Consider the following 22,473-nt stretch of genomic DNA (forward strand, 5'->3'; position numbering starts at 1 on the left):
GGATCTCATCATGAGCATTATCTCGACTAAATATCTTCTGCAGGACGCCCAGGCTAAAGGCTACGCCGTGCCGGCGTTCAATATCCATAACGCAGAGACGATCCAGGCGATACTCGAAGTGTGTAGCGAAATGCGATCGCCGGTGATCCTTGCGGGCACGCCCGGGACGTTTAAACACATTGCGCTCGAAGAGATCTACGCCTTGTGCAGCGCTTATTCCGTCACTTATGACATGCCGCTGGCGCTGCATCTCGATCACCACGAATCACTGGACGATATTCGTCGTAAAGTGAATGCCGGTGTACGCAGCGCAATGATCGACGGCAGCCACTATCCATTTGAGCAGAACGTGAAGCTGGTGAAGTCCGTGGTCGATTTTTGCCATCTCAACGACTGTAGCGTCGAGGCAGAGTTGGGGCGCCTGGGAGGCGTAGAAGATGACATGAGCGTCGACGCCGAAAGCGCATTTCTCACCGACCCACAAGAAGCGAAGCGCTTTGTTGAGCTGACCGGCGTCGATAGCCTTGCTGTGGCCATCGGCACCGCGCACGGCCTCTATACCAAACGACCCAAAATCGACTTCCAGCGACTGGCCGAAATTCGCGAAGTGGTCACCGTACCGCTGGTGCTGCATGGCGCGAGCGATGTACCGGATGAGTATGTTCGCCGCACCATTGAGCTGGGCGTGTGCAAAGTCAACGTGGCAACCGAGCTGAAAATCGCCTTTTCTGACGCCGTCAAAGCCTGGTTTGCCGACAACCCGCAAGGTAACGATCCACGCTTCTATATGCGGGTCGGCATGGATGCCATGAAAGAGGTGGTCAGAAGCAAAATTACCGTTTGTGGCTCGGCAAATCGCTTGCTGCTACCGGCAGAAGCCTGATTGAAAAGGATCTTACCCAGATGAAAAAAATCCTCCCCCTCTCAATACTTGCCCTGTGTGTTTCTCATGGCGCGATGGCAGCAAACTACAGCCTTAATAACGACAATATTGCCCTGTCATTTGATGACGCAAACTCGACGGTCGTGGTTAAAGACACCAGGGCCAACCATCCTCTGACACCGCAGGAGCTGTTCTTTCTGACGCTGCCAGATGAGAAAAAAATCCACACGGCGGATTTTAAGATCAAGCATGTCGAAAAGCTGAACAACGGAATTGTCATCGACTTCACCCATCCGGACTTTAACGTCACGGTGAAGCTGAACCTGGTGAAGGGGAAATACGCCAGCATCGGCTACACCATCGCAGCCGTCGGGCAGCCTCGTGAAGTGGCGAAAATCACCTTCTTCCCAACCAAAAAGCAGTCTCAGGCACCTTACGTAGACGGGGCAATTAACAGCTCGCCGATTATCGCAGACTCGTTCTTTATCTTGCCGGATAAACCCATCGTTAATACTTACGCCTATGAAGCGACGACCAACCTCAATGTGGAGCTGAAAACGCCCATTCAGCCGGCAACGCCAGTCAGCTATACCACCTACTTCGGTACCTTCCCGGAAACCAGCCAGCTGCGCCGTAGCGTAAACCAGTTTATTGATGCCGTCCGCCCGCGTCCGTATAAGCCTTATTTACACTACAACAGCTGGATGGACATCGGCTTCTTTACCCCTTACTCCGAGCAGGATGTGCTGGGGCGTATGGACGAATGGAACAAAGAATTTATCACCGGGCGGGGCGTAGCGCTGGATGCTTTCCTGCTTGACGATGGCTGGGATGATCTTACAGGGCGCTGGCTGTTTGGCCCGGCATTCAGCAACGGTTTTGGCAAGGTACGGGAGAAAGCTGACAGCCTGCACAGCTCCGTTGGCCTGTGGCTTTCGCCGTGGGGCGGATATAACAAACCGCGCGATACTCGCGTCTCACATGCAAAAGAGTATGGTTTCGAAACGGTCGACGGGAAGCTGGCGCTGTCAGGCCCGAACTACTTTAAAAACTTTAATGAGCAGATTAGTAAGCTGATAAAAAACGAGCATATTACTTCGTTTAAGCTGGACGGAATGGGTAACGCCAACTCGCACATTAAAGGCAGCCCGTTCGCCTCGGATTTTGACGCCTCTATTGCACTGCTGCATATCATGCGCAGCGCCAATCCGAACCTGTTTATCAACCTGACGACCGGAACCAATGCCAGTCCATCCTGGCTGTTCTACGCTGACTCCATCTGGCGTCAGGGTGATGACATAAACCTTTATGGCCCTGGTACGCCGGTACAGCAGTGGATGACTTACCGCGACGCTGAAACGTACCGTTCCATTGTGCGCAAAGGCCCTCTGTTCCCACTAAACTCGCTGATGTATCACGGGATCGTCAGTGCAGAAAACGCCTATTACGGGCTGGAGAAAGTGCAAACGGACAGCGATTTTGCCGACCAGGTCTGGAGTTACTTCGCCACCGGCACGCAGTTGCAGGAGCTCTACATCACCCCTTCAATGCTGAATAAGGCGAAGTGGGATACCCTGGCGCAGGCGGCGAAATGGTCGCGGGATAACGCCAGCGTGCTGGTGGATACGCACTGGATTGGCGGTGACCCAACTGCGCTGCAGGTTTACGGCTGGGCATCCTGGAGCAAGGACAAAGCAATTCTCGGCTTACGTAACCCGTCGGATAAGCCGCAAAGCTACTACCTGGATTTGACGAGAGATTTCGAAGTCCCGACAGGAAACGCGTCGCAGTTTAGTCTGAAGGCAGTGTATGGACGTAATTCAACCGTACCGGTGGCGTACAAAAACGCAGTGGTGATTACGCTGCAGCCGCTGGAAACGCTGGTATTTGAAGCATTACCAGAAAAATAAAAAGTGTTCAGTTGGCAGGTTAAACCATGACCTGCCAGCTTCCCCCTTTCCTTGCCCCCACGCGTTTTAATTTACCTTTTGATTGCAAAGAACGGAGATAACGTTCCGCAGTGCGGGAAGTTACGCCCAAAACAGATGCCAACATTACCGCAGTCATTTGCGGTTGAACGGTAAGAAGCTCAAGGATAGTATTTTCCTTTTCCGACAATTCTTCCGACATTTTTTCCGACAATACTGACGACATACCTATGCCTTCCCGCAAAGCTTCAGCCATATTTTGCAGCATAAACTCCACGAATGCCGTGCAATCACTGGCCCGATCGCATTGTCCTAATATCTGGTAATAGCGCGCCTGCTGAAAATGGATGAGTGTCTCGACGGGTAGCCATGCCAGTTCCGCACGCCACTGGCTTAAGATCAACGTTTGCCACAGCCGCCCCATGCGGCCATTTCCATCTGAAAAGGGATGAATAAACTCAAACTCGTAATGAAATACCGAACTGGCGATAAGCGGGTGGAGATCAGTTTGCTTAAGCCAGGAAAGAAGATCGTTGATCAGACGGTTCATCTGGGAGGCAGGAGGAGCCATGTGGACTAACTGGTTTCCACGGTATACCCCTACGTCTCCATTCCTGAGCTTTCCAGGGAGATCGACCAGACCAGTCATTAATAACCGGTGTGCATTGAGTAAGTCATTGAGCTTCCATGGCTTCCATTCAGACAATTTCTCATATGCCAGGATAGCATTGCGGACTTCCTGAATATCTTTTTCAGGCGCGAGCACGCGCTTGCCATCCATGATTGCCGTCACTTGCCCGGTAGTCAGCGAGTTGTGTTCAATGGCCAGCGATGCCTGGATAGTGCGGATACGGTTCTCTTTACGCAGTAAAGGAGATGTCCTTCCGGAATGAGCCGCCCAATGCCCCAGCAACTCACCAATCTCAACAACCTGATTGAGAATTGATGGCGTGATTGCGAATGGAGGCAGGTAGCGGCTCATACGTTTACTCCCCCTGCTGCTCCAGCGCATACTTATACAGCGCATTTTTCTTCACGCCGTGAATTTCCGCCGCTAGCGCCGCAGCTTTCTTCAGCGGCAGTTCCGCCTGCAGCAGCGCCAGCGTGCGCAGCGCGTCGGCTGGCAGCGCGTCTTCCTGCGCTTTATGTCCTTCGACAATCAGCACCATTTCACCTTTACGGCGGTTTTCATCTTCCTTCACCCACGCCAGCAGTTCACCCACCGGTGCACCGTGGATCGTTTCCCAGGTTTTGGTCAGTTCGCGCGCCAGCACCACGTAGCGGGCTTCTCCCCACACGGTCACCATATCTTCCAGGCTCTCAAGCAGGCGGTGCGTGGATTCGTAGAAAATCAGGGTGCGCGTTTCCGCTTCCAGGTCTTTTAACACGTCGCGGCGGCCTTTGGATTTGGCAGGCAGGAAACCTTCATAGCAGAAACGGTCAGACGGCAGACCTGCGGCGCTCAGCGCAGCAATTGCGGCGCAGGGGCCCGGCAAAGGTACAACCCGAATCCCTGCTTCGCGGCAGGTACGCACCAGATGGTAACCAGGGTCGTTAATCAGCGGGGTTCCTGCATCGGAAACTAACGCAATGTTCTGCCCCTCTTTCAGCTTCGCCACCAGCGTTTCGGCTTTTTGTTGCTCATTGTGATCGTGCAGGGCAAACAATCGGGCGGTGATCGCGAAATGTTGAAGCAGTAAACCGGTGTGCCGGGTATCTTCAGCAGCAATAAAATCAACAGCTTGCAACACGGTAAGCGCACGTTGGGTAATATCAGATAAATTCCCGATAGGAGTAGGTACAATATAAAGCTGGCCTTGAGAATTATCCGCCGTTTCGTGTTGTTTCATTGTTTAGTCCGTATTGCCGATTTAATATTGAGCATTGCGTAAAAAAAATCACTGGATACAGTATGGTACCGTTAACGTTTCTTCGAAAAAAAGCCACTCGCAGCGTGCCGCTTCTGCTGGCAGCGCTGATCTTTGCAGGCTGTGGCACCCAGGCACCTGACCAGAGCACTGCACATCTGCAGGGTTCCGCTCAGGCTGATTCTGGTTTTTATCTGCAACAAATGTCGCAGAGTTCAAATGATACCAAGACCAACTGGCAATTACTCGCCATTCGTGCACTGTTGAAAGAGGGTAAAACCCAGCAGGCCGCCGAACTGTTCAATCAGTTACCGAAGGATCTTAACGACACCCAACGTCGTGAGCAGAGCTTGCTTTCCGCTGAGCTGAAAGTCGCACTGAAAGATTATGATGGCGCGAAAAAGATCCTGGGTAATATCGACGTCAGCGCGCTGGATAAAAATCAGCAGGCTCGCTTCTGGCAGGCAGGTATTGCCGCTGAGCAGGGTCGTCCTTCCCTGACACTGCTCCGTGCACTGATTGCCCAGGAACCGCTGCTCGGCGGTGCCGACAAGCAGAAAAATATTGATGCCACCTGGCAGGCGCTTGCCTCCATGACCCAGGAACAGGCGCAGGCACTGGTCATCAATGCCGATGAAAACGTCCTGCAGGGCTGGCTGGATCTGCAGCAGATGTGGTTTAACAACCGCAACGATCCGAAGATGCTGAAAGCCGGTATTACTGACTGGCAAACCCGCTACCCGCAGAATCCGGGCGCGAAAATGCTGCCAACACAGCTGGTAAACGTGCAGAACTTTAAGCCCGCATCGACCAGCAAAATCGCCCTGCTTCTGCCGCTAAACGGTCAGGCGGCGGTATTTGGTCGCACTATTCAGCAGGGTTTTGAAGCGGCGAAAAACGGTACCACGCCGGTGACAGGCAGTGCCGTTCCAGCACAAGCAGCACAGGCAGCAAATGTGAACGATGTTGTCAGCCCGTCCGCAGCCGAAACCAGTGACCTGACCACCGCCCAAACCCCGGCGCAGGGCACGATGCAAAACCCGGTTACCGCACCAACGACACCTCCGGCAGCCGCAACTGCGCCTGCGCCTGCAACACAGGCTCCGGCTGAGACACAAGCGGCGCCAGCACCTGCGGCCACAGCACAACCGTCTGAACAGCAACCTGCGCAACCCGCAGCCCAACCTGCTGCACAGCCGCAAACCGTGGCAGCCTCCAGCGCCAACCCGGGTGCTGAGCTAAAAATCTACGACACCAGCTCACAGCCGCTTGACCAGGTTCTGGCGCAGGTTCAACAGGACGGTGCAAGCATCGTTGTCGGCCCGTTGTTGAAAAACAACGTGGAAGAGCTGATGAAGAGCAATACCACGCTGAACGTGCTGGCGCTCAATCAGCCTGAGCAGGTTCAGAACCGCGCCAATATCTGCTACTTCGCACTTTCCCCTGAAGATGAAGCCCGCGATGCCGCACGACATATCCACGAGCAGGGTAAACAGGCTCCTCTGTTGCTCATCCCACGCAGTACGCTGGGCGATCGCGTCGCGAATGCCTTTGCCAATGAATGGCAGAAGCTCGGTGGCGGTATGGTGCTGCAGCAGAAATTCGGTTCCGTCTCTGAACTGCGCGCTGGCGTAAATGGCGGAGCAGGCATCGCGCTGAACGGTAGCCCGGTAACCGCAAGCCTGCCGCAGCAGCAGGGCGTGACAATTGGCGGTCTGACAATCCCGGCCCCACCTACCGACGCGCAGATCAGCGGTGGCGGTAAAGTGGATGCCGCCTATATTGTCGCCACGCCGCAAGAGATCGCCTTTATCAAACCGATGATTGCAATGCGTAACGGCAGCCAGAGCGGTGCAACGCTGTACGCCAGTTCACGCAGCGCGCAGGGCACTGCAGGCCCGGATTTCCGTCTGGAAATGGACGGTCTGCAGTACAGCGAAATCCCTATGCTGGCAGGCAGCAATCCGGCACTGATGCAGCAGGCGCTGGGGGCAGTACGTAACGACTACTCTCTGGCGCGTCTGTATGCGATGGGTGTCGATGCGTGGGCGCTGGCAAACCACTTTACCCAAATGCGTCAAGTGCCAGGCTTTGAGCTTAACGGCAACACCGGCGATCTGACCGCTACTCAGGATTGCGTGATCAACAGGAAGTTATCATGGCTCAAATACCAGCAGGGGCAAATCGTCCCGGCCAGTTAAGCCGTAAAGAGACCGGCGATGCGTGGGAGTTAAAGGCGCGTCGCTGGCTTGAAGGCAAAGGACTGCGCTTTATCGCCGCTAACGTCCGTGGGCGCGGCGGCGAGATTGACCTGATCATGAAAGAGGCTCAGGTCATTGTGTTTGTAGAAGTCCGTTTTCGACAGTCCTCCCGTTTTGGCGGCGCTGCCGCCAGCGTGACGCTCGCCAAACAACATAAATTATTACAGACTGCCCACTTGTGGCTTGCCCGCCATAATGGGAGCTTTGATACTGTGGATTGCCGGTTCGATGTGATAGCCTTCACCGGAAATGAGATCGAATGGCTTAAAAACGCTTTTGGCGAAGACGCATAATTAAGATTTAAAAGGGATAACGTGCTCGAAAGAATTAAAGTGTGCTTCACAGAAAGCATCCAGACTCAGATTGCCGCGGCGGAAGCGCTACCGGATGCGATCTCCCGTGCCGCGATGACGCTGGTGCAATCCCTGCTTAATGGCAACAAAATCCTCTGTTGTGGCAACGGAACGTCAGCCGCCAACGCACAGCATTTTGCTGCCAGCATGATCAATCGTTTTGAAACAGAACGTCCGAGTTTACCTGCCATTGCACTTAATACCGATAATGTGGTCTTAACAGCGATTGCTAACGATCGTCTGCATGACGAAATTTACGCTAAGCAGGTGCGAGCCCTCGGCCATGCCGGAGATGTACTGCTGGCAATATCCACACGCGGCAACAGCCGGGACATTGTTAAAGCCGTTGAAGCCGCCGTAACCCGGGACATGACTATCGTGGCTTTAACCGGCTATGACGGTGGTGAGCTGGCGGGTCTGCTGGGGCCGCAGGATGTGGAAATCCGCATTCCTTCTCACCGTAGCGCGCGTATTCAGGAAATGCATATGCTGACGGTAAATTGCTTATGCGACCTGATCGATAACACGCTTTTCCCTCACCAGGATGATTAAGGAGTTCTTATGAAGGCTTTATCGACCCTCGCAGTCCTTATGTCTGCATTACTGCTTCAGGGATGTATCGCTGCGGCTGTCGTGGGTACTGCTGCGGTAGGCACCAAAGCGGCAACCGATCCGCGTTCTGTCGGGACGCAGGTGGATGACGGTACGCTTGAGCTGCGCGTCAACAGTGCGCTGTCGAAAGACGAACAGATTAAGAAAGAAGCGCGCATCAATGTGACGGCTTATCAGGGCAAAGTGCTGCTTGCAGGCCAGGCCCCTAACATGGAACTCGCCTCCCGCGCCAAACAGATTGCGATGGGTGTAGAAGGTACGACAGAAGTCTTCAACGAAGTGCGCCAGGGACAGCCTGTCAGCCTGGGCACCGCATCGTCTGACACCTGGATCACCACCAAAGTGCGTTCCCAGCTGCTGGGTTCTGATCAGGTGAAATCTTCCAACGTGAAAGTGACGACGGAAAACGGTGAAGTGTTCCTGCTGGGTCTGGTAACCGACCGTGAAGGGAAAGCCGCGGCTGATATCGCCAGCCGGGTGAGCGGCGTGAAACACGTCACCACCGCGTTTACTTATATCAAGTAACAAAAAATACCCGGCAATGCCGGGTATTTTTTTGCCTTAAACCAATGCAAAACTTCCTACTACCACCCCACTCAACGCCACAAGCCCCGCAGTCAGCCACAGCGCTTTGGCCGGGAATGATTTACGCAGCATGATAAGCGACGGCAGGCTAATTGCAGGCAGTGTGATGAGCAGCGCCAGCGCCGGTGCGGTGCCCATGCCAGCCAGCATCATGGTCTGCACAATCGGGATCTCAGCCGCCGTTGGGATCACAAACAGGCAGCCTGCAACGGCCATCGCAATGACCCACATCAGCGTGTTGTCGATAGCGCCATCCGCATGTGGGAAAAGCCAGACGCGCGCAGCCCCCAGAACCAGTACCGCAAGGATATAGACCGGGATGGTGCTCCAGAAAAGCTGCCATAACGCCTGGCCCCAGCGCATGAAGAAACTCCCCTGAGGCTCGCTGACGTTCAGCTCAACTGACGCCGGTTCAACGGCATTATCTTTCACCCATTTTTGTACCAGCGTCGCGACCACCAGCACCGTCAGCAATCCAGCCACCAGACGGATGAACGCAAAATGCCAGCCCAGAACAAAACCCATAAACACCAGCGTCGCCGGGTTTAACAGCGGGTTACCCATCCAGAAAGCCAGCGCGCCGCCCATCGAGACACGCTGGCGACGCATCCCCGCAGTAACAGGAGCCGCACAGCAGGAGCACATCATGCCCGGCAGAGAGAAAATCGTCCCCAGCAGCGTGCCCTGAAATCGCGACTGCCCAAGAGTTTTCACCAGCCAGTTCCGCGGAATAAGTACCTGAATCAGTGACCCCAGAATGACGCCTAAAACGGCGGCTTTCCAGACGGCAAGGAAGTAGACCATGGCGTAATCCCACGCCGCCTGCAGCGGGCTGGCATCAGCCTGAGCGAGAATAGATTTACCGATACTGTGCGTTTCGGCGGCGGTGAAGGCTTTGCCGTAGTAGGGCTGCCATTTCACATACCAGAGGCCGATAATGACCACAAGAAAGAAGAGCGCGGGCTTCCACCATTGAACAGGTGTTGCCGCCTGAGATGAAGACTGACCAGTCATAGCATTCCCCGGAGAGTAGTAGGTAATTAGCCGGGGGAGTTTACGCCTCGCCCTGCGCGATTTCACGCAGTTTTGCCGAAGGGATAATGTTCACCCCTTCCTTCGAAGGTGAAAGCGCCTCTTTTAGCATCGCGCGTGCGACATCCTGCGCCTCAATGGATTTCCAGTTCCCCGGAAGAATGCGGAATAGCGGTGCAAAAATAGATTCATTAAAACGCCGTTCGTCGCGGTGTCCCAGCAACATGGAGGGGCGAACAATCGTCAGGTAATCCCACCTCTGCGCAATCAGCGCGTCCTCCATTTTGCCCTTCACGTTGTTGTAGAAAAAAGGCGATCCGGCGCTGGCACCCAGCGCGCTGACCACCAGGAAATGTTTCGCCCCAAGCCTTTTGGCCGTAAGTGCGGTATCCACCACCAGTGTGTAGTCCGCATGCACAAACGCCTCTTTACTGCCCGCCTCACGCCGGGTCGTGCCGAGACAACAAAATGCGATATCAATGGGGTCCTGCACCTGTGCCAGCGCGTCCGTCAGCTGCGGATCATGTGGGTTGAAGACGCCGAAGATATCTGCGAGCGGTCGCCGCGTCGGGGCGGCAATATAATTCACTTTGCGCTCCTGAATCAGCAGACGCAGCAAATGCCCGCCCACCAACCCGGTTGCGCCTGTAAGCAGTACCTGACTCATCTTTTCCCCTTTACAGAATTGTCCGTTTGCGAACTTAGCGTGGTTGACCACACTTAGAAGTCTGTTACAGGTAAGTATTTACCACAAGCGGAGAAAAATCAGTCTGAAGCCAAAACAACGGAGGAAGCATGGGCAAAAAAATCGCAGTCTTGATTACCGACGAGTTTGAAGATTCAGAATTCACCTCTCCAGCCGAGGCGTTCCGCAAGGCGGGACATGAGGTCATCACCATTGAGAAAGAAGCGGGCAAAACGGTGAAAGGCCATAAGGGTGAGGCCAGCGTGACCATCGACGAGACTATCGATAACGTTAGCCCGTCAGATTTTGACGCCTTGCTGTTACCCGGCGGCCATTCACCGGATTCCCTGCGCGGCGATGAACGCTTCGTGACCTTTACACGGGACTTTGTCTCTACCGGCAAACCGGTCTTTGCCATCTGCCACGGCCCGCAACTGCTCATCAGCGCTGAGGTTGTACGCGGGCGTAAGCTCACGGCTGTGAAACCGATCGTTATCGATCTGAAAAATGCGGGAGCCGAGTTTTACGATCAGGAAGTGGTCAACGACAAAGACCAGCTGATCACCAGCCGAACCCCAGACGATCTTCCGGCATTTAACCGCGAAGCGCTACGCCTGCTCGGCGCGTAGCCAGTGCAGCTTCTTGCCAAAGCCCAGCGTGTTGTCGGTAAATTTCAGCTCATCAAGGCGGATTTCCCATACCGGGGCTTTTAGCGCAGCGGCAACCGGAAAGCGGCGCGTGTAAAGCTTACGACGCGCGTCGCTCTCTTCTCCGTCCAGACGACGGATTTCCCCTTTAAACTGCACCCCACGGATCAATGCGACCGTTTTAGGCTGGCCATTCACCGTGCCCGCGACCTCCGCCTGCTGGCCAGTCATCTGCGCATGACGTGTCTTATCTTCACTCATGATATAAAAGGCCACACGCTCCGGATCGTAGTAGTAAAACGCGTTTGCGCACCACATCTCACCCTCGCTGTACACGCACCAGGTGACGACATGCTGTTTCGCCAGCCAGCGGTTAATGGTGGCCAGTGTTTCCATTTTCATTCTCTCTCATGCTATGGTGCGTTCACCTTAACATACTGAATCTGTTTACCGTGTGCTGGTTTCTCTATCTTGTCCGAACCGCTGATAACGCACTCTACACCGGGATCACTACCGATGTGGCGCGGCGTTTTTTACAACATCAAACGGGAAAAGGGGCAAAAGCACTGCGGGGGAAAGGAGAACTACAACTCGCCTTTTCAGCACCTGTTGGTGACAGATCGCTGGCGCTAAGACTGGAATACCGTATTAAGCAGTTGACGAAGCGCCAGAAAGAGCGCCTCGTGAGCGGAGACGGCTCGTTTGAGGCGCTACGCGAGCGCCTGATTAAAAGCGATTGAAATGGTCGTGGTACTCGACCAGGCCATTGACCCCGTTGAGCGCGTCGTCCGCCAGACGATGGACCTGGAAGGCGGATTCCGTACCCGGCCAGCGGCAGCGCAGATCGTAATGCGCGGCCTGCTCAAAGCCCAATCGTCCATAGAACGCCGGATCGCCCAGCGTGACAACGGCTGCATAACCGAACTCATTGAGCGAATCCAGCCCTTCATAGACCAGCTGACGTGCCAGCCCTTGCCCGCGATAGTTTTCATCTACCGCCAGCGGTGCCATTCCCACCCACTGAAGATCTTCGCCCTGAACGATGACCGGACTGAAGGCCACATAGCCGACCACCTGACCTTCGTCATCGGTAGCAACCAGCCCCAGCGTAATCAGGCCGTCTTCACGGAGATCGTGGACCAGTTGGGCCTCGGCATCGCTCTCAAAAGAGCGGCGTAGCAACGCATCAATTCCCGGTGCATCAATCCCAATTTCAACTCGAATCAGCATGGCTCACCTACTGAAGTGTGTTTGCTTTCCGGCGGGCTTTTCAGCCCAGCCTCAACGAAATCTGCCATTTGCATCAACATGACACGCAGCGCTTTTGGCATCTGCTCCAGCTCAATGGCATCCATTAAATTCTTAACGTACAGGCCCAGCTCCGTATCGCCTTCAATGACCAGACGACGCTGGAAGAAGAGCGTATCCGGATCTTGCTTACGCGCGGCAATCATCAGCAGATCGCTGGCGTTGGCGCTAAAGCTCACATCCGCGTCAGCGGATTCACGTACGATCAGCTGGTCATTCTCAACGGAGGTAAACCAGCGTAGCCCGATGTCACGCACTTCAATGCTTAGCCAGCGGCCTTCCAGGAACTCCAGCTCGCCGTCCTGCAGCGCCTGGCGGAACTGCCAGCTCAGGACCTGCTCCAGCACCTGACGTTTAAGCGCGAACGGTGCCAGCTTGACCGGCACGCTCAGCATTGATGGACCAAATTGTACGAGACGTGAACGCAGTTTATCCAGCACGAGCTTTACTCCCTGATATCTATAGTCCTGCTATTTTGCCATATCCGAAGCGCAACATAGCGGCGTAAATCAACAAACCGTCGTCCGCCGTACCTCATTATTGGTGCCATCAATACGCCATTAGCTGCCTTAAATCAAAAATTGTCGCGTATGGGTTAATTAAAATCCCAGCTCGTTAACAATTTTGCGATCGACTACATCAGGATAAATTATGGAGCTGCTCTGCCCAGCCGGAAACCTTCCGGCGCTTAAGGCGGCCATCGAAAATGGGGCCGATGCGGTCTATATCGGGCTGAAAGATGACACCAACGCCCGCCATTTTGCTGGCCTTAACTTTACGGAGAAAAAGCTTCAGGAAGCCGTTAACTTCGTTCACCAGCACCGCCGCAAACTGCATATCGCCATCAATACTTTTGCCCATCCTGATGGCTATGCCCGCTGGCAGCGTGCGGTGGATATGGCGGCACAGCTGGGTGCGGATGCGCTGATCCTGGCCGACCTCGCTATGCTTGAGTATGCGGCAGAACGCTATCCCCATATTGAGCGCCACGTCTCTGTTCAGGCATCTGCCACTAACGAAGAGGCCGTGCGTTTTTACCATCAACACTTTGACGTGGCCCGCGTGGTGTTGCCGCGTGTGCTCTCTATTCATCAGGTTAAGCAACTCGCGCGCGTCACGCCAGTGCCGCTGGAAGTTTTTGCTTTTGGTAGCCTGTGCATCATGGCTGAAGGCCGTTGCTATCTTTCCTCTTATTTAACCGGTGAATCGCCGAATACCGTCGGGGCCTGCTCCCCTGCCCGATTTGTTCGCTGGCAGCAGACGCCGCAGGGGCTGGAGTCTCGTCTGAATGAAGTACTGATCGACCGCTATCAGGACGGTGAAAACGCTGGCTATCCGACGCTGTGTAAAGGTCGCTATCTGGTCGATGGCGAGCGTTACCACGCGCTGGAAGAACCCACCAGCCTCAACACGCTGGAACTGCTGCCGGAACTGCTGGCGGCCAATATTGCCTCGGTAAAAATCGAAGGTCGCCAGCGCAGCCCGGCCTACGTGAGCCAGGTGGCAAAAGTCTGGCGTCAGGCCATTGACCGCTGTATGGCCGATCCGCAGAACTATGCCCCACAGCCAGCCTGGATGGAGACGCTCGGCTCGATGTCTGAAGGTACACAAACCACGCTTGGCGCGTATCACCGTAAATGGCAGTGAGATAACCATGAAATATTCATTAGGGCCAGTGCTCTACTACTGGCCAAAAGAGACGCTGGAAGATTTTTATCAACAGGCCGCAACCAGCAGTGCCGATGTGATTTACCTCGGCGAAGCGGTATGCAGCAAGCGCCGGGCAACAAAAGTGGGTGACTGGCTGGATATGGCCAAAAGCCTGGCGGGAAGCGGCAAACAGGTTGTGTTGTCGACTTTGGCACTGGTTCAGGCCTCTTCTGAACTGGGAGAGCTAAAACGTTACGTAGAGAACGGTGAGTTTCTGCTGGAAGCGAGCGATCTGGGTGTGGTGAACATGTGCGCCGAACGCAAACTGCCGTTTGTCGCAGGCCATGCCTTGAACTGCTATAACGCCGTGACCCTGCGTCTGCTGCTCAAACAGGGGATGACGCGCTGGTGCATGCCAGTCGAACTTTCTCGCGACTGGCTGGTAAACCTGCTGACACAGTGCGAAGCGTTAGGTATTCGCAATCAGTTTGAAGTGGAAGTGCTCAGTTACGGCCACCTGCCGCTGGCGTACTCTGCGCGCTGCTTTACAGCACGCTCGGAAGACCGTCCGAAAGACGAGTGTGAGACCTGCTGTATCAAGTACCCGAACGGACGCAGCATGCTGTCGCAGGAGAATCAGCAGGTGTTTGTCCTGAACGGTATTCAGACCATGAGCGGTTATGTCTATAACCTGGGCAATGAGCTGGCATCGATGAACGGGCTGGTAGACATGGTGCGTCTGTCGCCGCTGGATACCAGCGTGTTCGCAATGCTGGACGCCTTCCGCGCCAATGAAAACGGGACATCTCCGCTGCCGCTGACCGCTAACAGCGACTGCAACGGTTACTGGAAGCGCCTCGCCGGGCTGGAACTGCAGGCATAGCGATAAAGTGTAAAGGCTCACTTTGTTAACAACGGTTATTAATTTTTAATGCACTATTAAAAGATTCACCGTCGACAAAGTGAGCTGTTATGACTGATAAAACCATTCCGTTTTCGGTGCTGGATCTGGCGCCGATACCACAAGGCTCCTCAGCGGGCGAGGCCTTTTCCCACTCTCTGGATCTTGCTCTTCTTGCCGAAAAACGTGGCTATCACCGCTACTGGCTGGCGGAACACCACAATATGGTGGGTATCGCCAGTGCCGCGACATCAGTACTGATTGGCTATCTGGCGGCGAACACCACCACGCTGCATCTCGGATCCGGTGGCGTCATGTTGCCGAACCATGCGCCCCTGGTGATTGCCGAGCAGTTTGGTACGCTCAATACCCTCTATCCAGGGCGCATTGATTTAGGGCTTGGCCGTGCGCCGGGCAGCGATCAACCGACCATGCGCGCTCTACGTCGCCATATGAGTGGGGATATCGACAACTTCCCACGCGATGTAACGGAACTGGTGGACTGGTTCGATGCGCGGGACCCGAACCCACACGTGCGCCCGGTTCCGGGCTACGGCGAGAAGATCCCGGTGTGGTTGCTGGGCTCAAGCCTCTACAGCGCACAGCTTGCCGCACAGCTGGGGCTGCCATTTGCGTTTGCCTCACACTTCGCGCCGGATATGCTGCATCAGGCGCTGCATCTCTACCGCACGAACTTCAAACCATCTGAACGTCTGGAAAAACCGTACGCGATGGTGTGTATCAACATCATTGCCGCCGACAGCAATCGCGACGCGGAATTCCTGTTCACCTCCATGCAGCAGGCGTTTGTGAAGCTGCGCCGCGGCGAGACGGGTCAACTCCCGCCGCCGGTGGAGAATATGCATCAGCTGTGGTCCGCTTCCGAGCAATATGGCGTGCAGCAGGCGCTGAGCATGTCTCTGGTGGGCGATAAGGCGAAAGTGCGTCACGGGCTTGAAGCGGTGCTGCGTGAAACGCAGGCGGATGAGATTATGGTTAATGGCCAGATTTTCGATCACCAAGCGCGTTTGCATTCGTTTGAGCTGGCGATGCAGGTGAAAGAAGAAATGTAGGGAAGTGTGTTTTGTTACTCCGGCCCTCTCCCTGCGGGAGAGGGCGAAAAGAGGCGTTTACTGATACACAGGCAACAGGTTAAAGCTCGACAGCACGTGCACCAGCGCGTTACCAACACCAAACACCAGAATCAGCACAATCATTGGCTTGCCGCCCCAGACGCGGAATTTAGGGCTGCCGAAGCGTTTACGTGATTCACGCGCCAGCAGCGCCGGGACAATCGCCGCCCAGATGGTTGCCGCCAGTCCGGCATAGCCGATGGCGTACAGGAAACCGTTCGGCCACAGCAGACCTCCTACAATCGGTGGCAGGAAGGTCAGCAGCGCGGTTTTGAAGCGCCCCATAGCAGAATCATCAAAGCCAAACAGATCCGCCAGGTAGTCAAACAGGCCCAGCGTTACGCCGAGGAAAGAGCTCGCCACAGCAAAGTTGGAGAACACCACCAGCAAGAGATCCAGACTACGGCTGTTCAGCACACCACTCAGCGCCTGCACCAGCACATCGATGTTACCGCCCTTCTGCGCAATGCCGATAAATTCCGGACGCGGGATATTACCCATCGTCCCCAGCAGCCAAATCACATACAGACCCAACGCCAGCAGCGTACCGTAGACCAGGCATTTCACAATCGTACGCGGATCTTTGCCGTAGTACTTCATCAGGCTCGGCACATTGCCGTGGTAGCCGAACGACGCCAGACAGAACGGTAGCGTCATCAGCAGGTACGGCGTGTAGGAGGTATTCACTTCGGCGACGTTAAACAGTGTGGCGGGAGTGACGTGCCCCAGCAGGCTGCCAAAGGTCAGGAAGAAGGTGATGACCTTCGCGCCCAGCACAATCGCCGTCATACGGCTCACCGCTTTGGTACTCATCCAGACGATAAACGCCACGCCAAGGGCAAAACACAGCCCCGCCAGACGCGCCGGAACGTTCAGCGACATCTCCGAAAAGGTGTGATGCAGAATCGAGCCGCTCGCTGAAATATACGCGTAGGTCAGGATGTAAAGCACAAACGCGATGGAGAGGCCGTTCACCAGGTTCCAGCCTTTACCTAAAAGATCTTTGGTAATGGTGTCGAAGCTCGAACCAATACGGTAGTTCAGGTTCGCTTCGAGGATCATCAGCCCGGAATGGAGCATACAGAACCAGGTAAAGACCAGCGCCGCCAGCGACCAGAAGAACCACGCACCGGACATGACCACGGGCAGGGAGAACATCCCGGCCCCAATAATGGTTCCGCCGATGATCACCACGCCGCCAAGCAGCGAAGGTGACGTTTGGGTGGTGGTTAGTGTCGCCATACAGCCATTTCTCCAGTCAATAATGCGGTGATGCATTTTAATGTGCAGCACTGTACCAGTACAGGAGTACAAAAGAAATAAAAAAAGCCCCGATAGCGTTTATCGGGGCTGTATATTTTACTTTACGTCAGTGGCGTAAGGCTTACGCGTCACGACGACGGCTTGAACCTTCGTCACGACGTGGGCCACGGTTTTCACGGCGCTCGCCGGAGAAACGACGACCTTCACCGCCACGACCTTCGCTGCGACCGCCTTCACGACGCTCACCACCGAAACCGCGACCACCGCCACGACGTTCGCCGCCACGGTCAGGACGTGGCTGTGCATCGCCCAGCAGCTGCATGTTCATCGGCTTGTTCAGGATGCGGGTGCGAGTAAAGTGCTGCAGTACTTCGCCCGGCATGCCTTTTGGCAGCTCAATGGTAGAGTGGGATGCGAACAGCTTGATGTTACCAATGTAACGGCTGCTGATGTCGCCTTCGTTAGCGATCGCGCCAACGATATGACGAACTTCAACACCATCATCACGGCCCACTTCAATGCGGTACAGCTCCATGTCGCCCGCGTCACGACGCTCACGACGTGGACGGTCTTCACCACCGCGCTCTGGACGGTCACCACGTGGGCCACGATCGTTACGGTCGCCACGACGTTCGAAGCGATCGTCACGGTCACGGAATTCACGCTTAGGACGCATTGGTGCATCTGGTGGCACGATCAGGCTACGTTCGCCTTGCGCCATTTTCAGCAGTGCTGCAGCCAGGGTTTCCATATCCAGCTCTTCGCCTTCAGCGGTTGGCTGAATCTGCGACAGCAGTGCACGGTACTGATCCAGATCGCTGCTTTCCAGCTGCTGCTGAACTTTCGCGGCGAATTTCTCCAGACGGCGTTTGCCCAGCAGTTCTGCGTTTGGCAGGTCAGCTTCTGGAATGGTCAGCTTCATGGTGCGTTCGATGTTACGCAGCAGACGACGCTCACGGTTCTCAACGAACAGCAGAGCACGACCCGCACGACCCGCACGACCGGTACGGCCGATACGGTGAACGTAAGACTCGGAGTCCATCGGGATGTCGTAGTTAACAACCAGGCTGATACGCTCAACGTCCAGACCACGTGCTGCCACGTCGGTTGCAATCAGGATATCCAGACGACCGTCTTTCAGACGCTCCAGAGTCTGCTCACGCAGGGCCTGATTCATGTCGCCGTTCAGCGCTGCGCTGTTGTAGCCGCTACGCTCAAGCGCTTCAGCCACTTCCAGGGTCGCGTTTTTGGTACGAACGAAGATAATCGCCGCATCAAAATCTTCCGCTTCCAGGAAACGTACCAGCGCTTCGTTTTTGCGCATGCCGTATACAGACCAGTAGCTCTGGCTGATGTCCGGGCGAGTGGTGACGCTGGACTGAATACGCACTTCCTGCGGCTCTTTCATGAAGCGGCGGGTAATGCGACGAATCGCTTCTGGCATGGTTGCAGAGAACAGCGCGGTCTGATGACCGTCCGGGATCTGCGCCATGATAGTTTCTACGTCTTCGATGAAGCCCATACGCAGCATTTCATCTGCTTCATCCAGTACCAGGCCGCTCAGTTTAGAGAGGTCCAGAGTACCGCGCTTCAGGTGATCCAGCAGACGGCCCGGCGTACCGACAACAATCTGTGGGCCCTGGCGCAGGGCGCGTAACTGCACGTCATAACGCTGGCCGCCGTACAGGGCTACCACGTTTACGCCGCGCATATGTTTAGAGAATTCCGTCATTGCTTCAGCAACCTGAACAGCCAGTTCACGGGTTGGAGCCAGGACGAGGATCTGCGGAGCACGCAGGTCCGGATCAATGTTGTTCAGCAGCGGCAGCGAGAACGCCGCAGTTTTACCGCTACCAGTCTGGGCCATGCCCAGCACGTCACGACCAGAGAGCAGATGTGGGATACATTCTGCCTGGATCGGAGATGGTTTTTCGTAACCCAGATCGTTAAGGGCTTCAAGGATAGGAGCCTTCAGGCCCAGATCTGCAAAAGTGGTTTCGAATTCAGCCATGTAGTACGAGTGCCTCAATGTCAATGGCGGCCAGTCTACTTAGCTCATCGTGAAAATGATCTGCAATTTTCATTGAAAAGTGTGAACCGGCTCAAATTAGATGTATTGACGAACAACAACGCCCTCACCAGTTAAGGTGATGGCAATCAAAAGATTACGGGCTGATGTTTATGTCGTCAGCTATTGCTGGTCCGATTCTGCCAGGTCGTCTTGCTCCTGGCCCAAGAGCGATAATTCCAACAATGCATAACGGTGCTCAACGAAGTTGTGTACGTTGTTAGCAACCGCTAATTTGAACAGTGCCGTAGCGCTGTCCTTATCCCCCAGACTTAGGTAGTACTTACCTAAATAGAAGTTGGTTTCACTGAGATGCTCAGCGAGCGAGGTGTTATCCGTTGCGTCCGCCTTGAGGCGTTCCATCAGCGTTGCTTCGCTAATGTTGCCCAGGTAGAACTCGACAATGTTCCATCCCCACTGTTCCTTGTCCGATTTATCGAAGCGCTGTTTCAGTGCCTCTTTTGCCTGCTTCTCATCGAGCTTCCGCTCAACGATGTAAAGCCACAGGCTACGGAAAGGATCATTAGGATCGTCTTGATAAAACGCCAGCAGATCATCTTGCGCTAACTTGTCACGACCGCCGTAATATAATGCGATACCGCGATTCAAGTGCGCGTAGTTGTAAGTTGGATCAAGCTCAAGTACAGAATCAAACGCTTCATAGGCAGCATCAAAATTGCCTGCCTGCGTTAAATAAATGCCTAAGTAATTGAATACTTCAGGCATATCAGGTCGGATTGCCAGCGCTTGTGAAAAATCATTTCGCGCCAATGCCCTCAGACCGAGACTATCATACAACACTCCGCGCTCATATAAAAGCTGTGCGCGTTCGTCATCGGTTAAAGCCCGACTGGCAAGAATTTGTTCCATGCGTGCCAGAATCACTTCCTGCTGCAAAGTCGGTTGCAATGGCACTGCGAGGACTTCGCTCTTACGCCAGGCAGAGTTGCTGCATCCTGCCAGCGTTAGAGCTGTCGCAACGAAACACCAGCGCAAAAAAGGCTTCATTTCCCACTCCCGAAGACAACTATTGGATGAACGTCCTGTCCCCCGGCGGCTTAACAAGGCGTCCTGCCTGATAATAGGCCCTCCGCAAAGCGGAGGGCAAATGGCAACTTACTCGCCTTGCTGTTCTGCTGCCTGTGCTTCTGGCGCAGCAGCTGGCTGAGACTGCTCGGTTGCTTCTTTAATGCTCAGACGGATACGGCCCTGGCGGTCAACTTCCAGAACTTTAACCGGTACTTCCTGGCCCATCTGCAGGTAATCGGTCACTTTCTCAACGCGCTTGTCAGCGATCTGAGAGATGTGAACCAGACCTTCTTTACCGCCACCGATAGCAACGAACGCGCCAAAGTCAACGATACGGGTCACTTTACCAGCGTAGATACGGCCCACTTCGATTTCTGCGGTGATTTCTTCGATACGACGGATAGCGAATTTCGCTTTCTCGCCATCGGTTGCAGCAATCTTCACTGTACCGTCATCTTCGATTTCGATGGTGGTGCCAGTTTCTTCGGTCAGAGCACGGATAACAGAACCGCCCTTACCGATAACATCTTTGATCTTGTCTGGATTGATCTTGATGGTGTGAATACGCGGAGCGAACTGAGAAATATCGCCACGCGGTGCGTTAATCGCCTGTTCCATCACGCCCAGGATGTGCAGACGCGCACCTTTAGCCTGGTTCAGAGCAACCTGCATGATCTCTTTGGTGATACCTTCAATTTTGATATCCATCTGCAGTGCAGAGATACCGTCGCGGGAACCCGCTACTTTGAAGTCCATATCGCCCAGGTGATCTTCGTCGCCCAGAATGTCAGACAGAACAACAAAGTTGTCGCCTTCTTTCACCAGACCCATTGCGATACCCGCAACAGCGGCTTTGATTGGCACGCCTGCATCCATCAGCGCCAGAGAGGCACCACACACGGAAGCCATAGAAGAAGAACCGTTAGATTCGGTGATTTCAGAAACCACACGAACGGTGTACGGGAATTTGTCTGCGTCTGGCATCACTGCCAGCACACCGCGCTTCGCCAGACGACCGTGACCAATTTCACGACGCTTCGGTGAACCCACCATACCGGTTTCACCTACGGAGTACGGAGGGAAGTTATAGTGGAACAGGAAGCTGTCAGTACGCTCGCCCATCAGTTCGTCGATGATCTGTGCATCACGGGCAGTACCCAGAGTTGCCGTCACCAGCGCCTGAGTTTCACCACGGGTGAACAGTGCAGAACCGTGAGTACGTGGCAGTACGCCAGTACGAACGTCCAGACCACGGATCATGTCTTTTTCGCGGCCATCGATACGCGGCTCACCAGCCAGAACGCGGCTACGAACAACGTTTTTCTCGATTGCGTGCAGGATTTCACCAATTTCGTTAGCGTCCAGCGTTTCGTCTTCAGCAACCAGGGCTGCTGTAACGTCAGATTTGATCACGTCAACCTGAGCGTAACGCTCTTGTTTGTCAGTGATACGGTACGCATCGCTCAGACGAGATTCTGCCAGTGCAGCAACGCGTGCATTCAGTGCGTCGTTTGCCGCTTCTGGCTGCCAGTCCCAACGTGGTTTACCCGCTTCTTTCACCAGGTCGTTGATGTTCTGGATAACAACCTGCTGCTGATCGTGACCGAAGACCACGGCGCCCAGCATCTGGTCTTCGCTCAGCAGTTCAGCTTCGGATTCAACCATCAGGACAGCCGCTTCAGTACCTGCAACCACCAGGTCCAGCTTACTTTCTTTCAGCTCTTCCTGAGTTGGGTTCAGTACGTACTGGTCGTTGATGTAACCTACGCGCGCGGCACCGATTGGGCCATTGAATGGAATACCAGACAGTGACAGGGCAGCAGATGCACCGATCATCGCTACGATGTCCGGGTTAACCTGTGGGTTAACGGAAACAACGGTCGCGATAACCTGAACTTCGTTCACGAAACCTTCCGGGAACAGCGGGCGAACGGGACGGTCAATCAGACGCGCGATCAGGGTTTCGCCTTCGCTTGGACGGCCTTCACGACGGAAGAAACCACCTGGGATTTTACCGGCAGCGTAAGTACGCTCCTGGTAGTTAACGGTCAGCGGGAAGAAGTCCTGACCTGGTTTTGCTTTTTTCTGGCCCACTACGGTCACGAATACCGCGGTGTCATCCATGCTTACCATAACGGCAGCAGTAGCCTGACGTGCCATCATGCCGGTTTCCAGCGTGACGGTATGTTGACCATACTGGAATTTACGAACGATCGGATTCAGCAAAGTTCTGTCCTTTCTTAAATGTTTGACAGCACACCCACGGC

23 protein-coding genes are annotated in these 22,473 nt (G+C 54.7%); 11 read left to right on the forward strand and 12 right to left on the reverse strand.

Going from position 1 to position 22,473, the window contains the following annotated elements:
* Positions 1-10: 10 nt before the first annotated feature.
* Both kbaY and ACJ9Y9_RS21140 read left to right on the forward strand, forming a co-directional pair.
* A complete protein-coding gene (kbaY, locus tag ACJ9Y9_RS21135) occupies positions 11-883 on the forward strand; it encodes a tagatose-bisphosphate aldolase subunit KbaY (RefSeq protein ID WP_028017067.1) in 873 nt (290 codons plus the stop codon).
* Positions 884-903: 20 nt separating this feature from the next.
* The gene (locus ACJ9Y9_RS21140; RefSeq protein WP_028017066.1) at positions 904-2,793 is read left to right on the forward strand and encodes an enterotoxin; all 1,890 of its coding nucleotides are present in this window, start codon (positions 904-906) and stop codon (positions 2,791-2,793) included.
* A 19-nt stretch (positions 2,794-2,812) separates the two neighbouring features.
* Here the strand turns inward: ACJ9Y9_RS21140 and ACJ9Y9_RS21145 are convergent, their stop codons facing one another.
* Both ACJ9Y9_RS21145 and rsmI read right to left on the reverse strand, forming a co-directional pair.
* Positions 2,813-3,793, reverse strand: coding sequence for a Fic family protein (locus tag ACJ9Y9_RS21145; protein ID WP_028017065.1), 981 nt, complete (start codon positions 3,791-3,793; stop codon positions 2,813-2,815).
* Positions 3,794-3,797: 4 nt separating this feature from the next.
* Positions 3,798-4,661: a 16S rRNA (cytidine(1402)-2'-O)-methyltransferase gene (rsmI, locus tag ACJ9Y9_RS21150; protein ID WP_028017064.1), complete on the reverse strand. Its 864-nt coding sequence runs from the start codon at positions 4,659-4,661 to the stop codon at positions 3,798-3,800.
* A 62-nt stretch (positions 4,662-4,723) separates the two neighbouring features.
* On the opposite strand from rsmI, the gene ACJ9Y9_RS21155 reads away from it, so the two are divergent.
* The 4 genes from ACJ9Y9_RS21155 to dolP are packed head-to-tail and all read left to right on the forward strand — an operon-like array spanning position 4,724 to position 8,430.
* Positions 4,724-6,880: a penicillin-binding protein activator gene (locus tag ACJ9Y9_RS21155; RefSeq protein WP_407226223.1), complete on the forward strand. Its 2,157-nt coding sequence runs from the start codon at positions 4,724-4,726 to the stop codon at positions 6,878-6,880.
* Positions 6,838-7,233: a YraN family protein gene (locus tag ACJ9Y9_RS21160; protein WP_028017062.1), complete on the forward strand. Its 396-nt coding sequence runs from the start codon at positions 6,838-6,840 to the stop codon at positions 7,231-7,233. Before ACJ9Y9_RS21155 ends, ACJ9Y9_RS21160 begins: the two co-directional genes overlap by 43 nt.
* Positions 7,234-7,254: 21 nt before the next feature.
* The gene (diaA, locus tag ACJ9Y9_RS21165) at positions 7,255-7,845 is read left to right on the forward strand and encodes a DnaA initiator-associating protein DiaA (protein ID WP_003861754.1); all 591 of its coding nucleotides are present in this window, start codon (positions 7,255-7,257) and stop codon (positions 7,843-7,845) included.
* Positions 7,846-7,854: 9 nt separating this feature from the next.
* Positions 7,855-8,430 (forward strand): division/outer membrane stress-associated lipid-binding lipoprotein, encoded by a 576-nt coding sequence (gene dolP / locus ACJ9Y9_RS21170; protein WP_028017061.1) that lies wholly within the window; start codon positions 7,855-7,857, stop codon positions 8,428-8,430.
* 36 nt (positions 8,431-8,466) lie between these two features.
* Here the strand turns inward: dolP and ACJ9Y9_RS21175 are convergent, their stop codons facing one another.
* Complete coding sequence (locus tag ACJ9Y9_RS21175; RefSeq protein WP_028017060.1) at positions 8,467-9,504, reverse strand: permease; 1,038 nt, start codon at positions 9,502-9,504, stop codon at positions 8,467-8,469.
* 40 nt (positions 9,505-9,544) lie between these two features.
* On the reverse strand, positions 9,545-10,189 hold the full coding sequence (locus ACJ9Y9_RS21180; RefSeq protein WP_028017059.1) for an NAD(P)H-binding protein: 645 nt from the start codon (positions 10,187-10,189) through the stop codon (positions 9,545-9,547).
* A gap of 128 nt (positions 10,190-10,317) precedes the next feature.
* On the opposite strand from ACJ9Y9_RS21180, the gene ACJ9Y9_RS21185 reads away from it, so the two are divergent.
* Entirely contained in the window at positions 10,318-10,836 is a 519-nt protein-coding gene (locus tag ACJ9Y9_RS21185; RefSeq protein WP_008501486.1) for a type 1 glutamine amidotransferase domain-containing protein, read from the forward strand.
* On the opposite strand, the gene ACJ9Y9_RS21190 is transcribed toward ACJ9Y9_RS21185, so the two are convergent.
* The gene (locus ACJ9Y9_RS21190; protein ID WP_028017058.1) at positions 10,816-11,250 is read right to left on the reverse strand and encodes a YhbP family protein; all 435 of its coding nucleotides are present in this window, start codon (positions 11,248-11,250) and stop codon (positions 10,816-10,818) included. The two genes, ACJ9Y9_RS21185 and ACJ9Y9_RS21190, sit on opposite strands and share 21 nt — an antisense overlap.
* A gap of 14 nt (positions 11,251-11,264) precedes the next feature.
* Here ACJ9Y9_RS21190 and ACJ9Y9_RS21195 point away from each other — a divergent pair, with 14 nt between their 5' ends.
* On the forward strand, positions 11,265-11,594 hold the full coding sequence (locus tag ACJ9Y9_RS21195; protein ID WP_080282778.1) for a GIY-YIG nuclease family protein: 330 nt from the start codon (positions 11,265-11,267) through the stop codon (positions 11,592-11,594).
* Here the strand turns inward: ACJ9Y9_RS21195 and ACJ9Y9_RS21200 are convergent.
* Both ACJ9Y9_RS21200 and ACJ9Y9_RS21205 read right to left on the reverse strand, forming a co-directional pair.
* Positions 11,581-12,084 (reverse strand): GNAT family N-acetyltransferase, encoded by a 504-nt coding sequence (locus tag ACJ9Y9_RS21200; protein WP_028017056.1) that lies wholly within the window; start codon positions 12,082-12,084, stop codon positions 11,581-11,583. The genes ACJ9Y9_RS21195 and ACJ9Y9_RS21200 overlap by 14 nt on opposite strands.
* Positions 12,078-12,602 (reverse strand): SCP2 domain-containing protein, encoded by a 525-nt coding sequence (locus ACJ9Y9_RS21205; protein WP_028017055.1) that lies wholly within the window; start codon positions 12,600-12,602, stop codon positions 12,078-12,080. The genes ACJ9Y9_RS21200 and ACJ9Y9_RS21205 overlap by 7 nt, the downstream gene beginning before the upstream one ends.
* 211 nt (positions 12,603-12,813) lie before the next feature.
* On the opposite strand from ACJ9Y9_RS21205, the gene ACJ9Y9_RS21210 reads away from it, so the two are divergent.
* The 3 genes from ACJ9Y9_RS21210 (at position 12,814) to ACJ9Y9_RS21220 (ending at position 15,786) form a co-directional block, all read left to right on the forward strand.
* Positions 12,814-13,809, forward strand: a complete 996-nt coding sequence (locus tag ACJ9Y9_RS21210) for a peptidase U32 family protein (protein WP_028017054.1) — start codon at positions 12,814-12,816, stop codon at positions 13,807-13,809.
* Positions 13,810-13,816: 7 nt separating this feature from the next.
* Positions 13,817-14,695 carry a U32 family peptidase gene (locus ACJ9Y9_RS21215; protein ID WP_028017053.1) on the forward strand — a complete coding sequence of 293 codons (879 nt, stop codon included), beginning with the start codon at positions 13,817-13,819 and terminating at the stop codon, positions 14,693-14,695.
* A gap of 89 nt (positions 14,696-14,784) precedes the next feature.
* A complete protein-coding gene (locus ACJ9Y9_RS21220; RefSeq protein WP_028017052.1) occupies positions 14,785-15,786 on the forward strand; it encodes an LLM class flavin-dependent oxidoreductase in 1,002 nt (333 codons plus the stop codon).
* Positions 15,787-15,843: 57 nt separating this feature from the next.
* Here the strand turns inward: ACJ9Y9_RS21220 and mtr are convergent, their stop codons facing one another.
* The 5 genes from mtr to pnp form a co-directional block, all read right to left on the reverse strand.
* Positions 15,844-17,088, reverse strand: a complete 1,245-nt coding sequence (gene mtr, locus ACJ9Y9_RS21225) for a tryptophan permease (protein WP_028017051.1) — start codon at positions 17,086-17,088, stop codon at positions 15,844-15,846.
* 142 nt (positions 17,089-17,230) lie between these two features.
* Positions 17,231-19,120 carry a DEAD/DEAH family ATP-dependent RNA helicase gene (locus ACJ9Y9_RS21230; RefSeq protein WP_028017050.1) on the reverse strand — a complete coding sequence of 630 codons (1,890 nt, stop codon included), beginning with the start codon at positions 19,118-19,120 and terminating at the stop codon, positions 17,231-17,233.
* Complete coding sequence (gene yrbN, locus ACJ9Y9_RS21235; RefSeq protein ID WP_097533792.1) at positions 19,113-19,193, reverse strand: protein YrbN; 81 nt, start codon at positions 19,191-19,193, stop codon at positions 19,113-19,115. The genes ACJ9Y9_RS21230 and yrbN overlap by 8 nt, the downstream gene beginning before the upstream one ends.
* Positions 19,194-19,300: 107 nt before the next feature.
* Positions 19,301-20,185 (reverse strand): lipoprotein NlpI, encoded by an 885-nt coding sequence (gene nlpI / locus ACJ9Y9_RS21240; protein ID WP_008501476.1) that lies wholly within the window; start codon positions 20,183-20,185, stop codon positions 19,301-19,303.
* 108 nt (positions 20,186-20,293) lie between these two features.
* Positions 20,294-22,432, reverse strand: a complete 2,139-nt coding sequence (pnp, locus tag ACJ9Y9_RS21245) for a polyribonucleotide nucleotidyltransferase (protein ID WP_028017049.1) — start codon at positions 22,430-22,432, stop codon at positions 20,294-20,296.
* Positions 22,433-22,473: the final 41 nt, after the last annotated feature.

It is taken from the genome of Enterobacter sp. CPE_E1241, from assembly GCF_045618265.1.
GTDB lineage: Bacteria > Pseudomonadota > Gammaproteobacteria > Enterobacterales > Enterobacteriaceae > Enterobacter > Enterobacter adelaidei.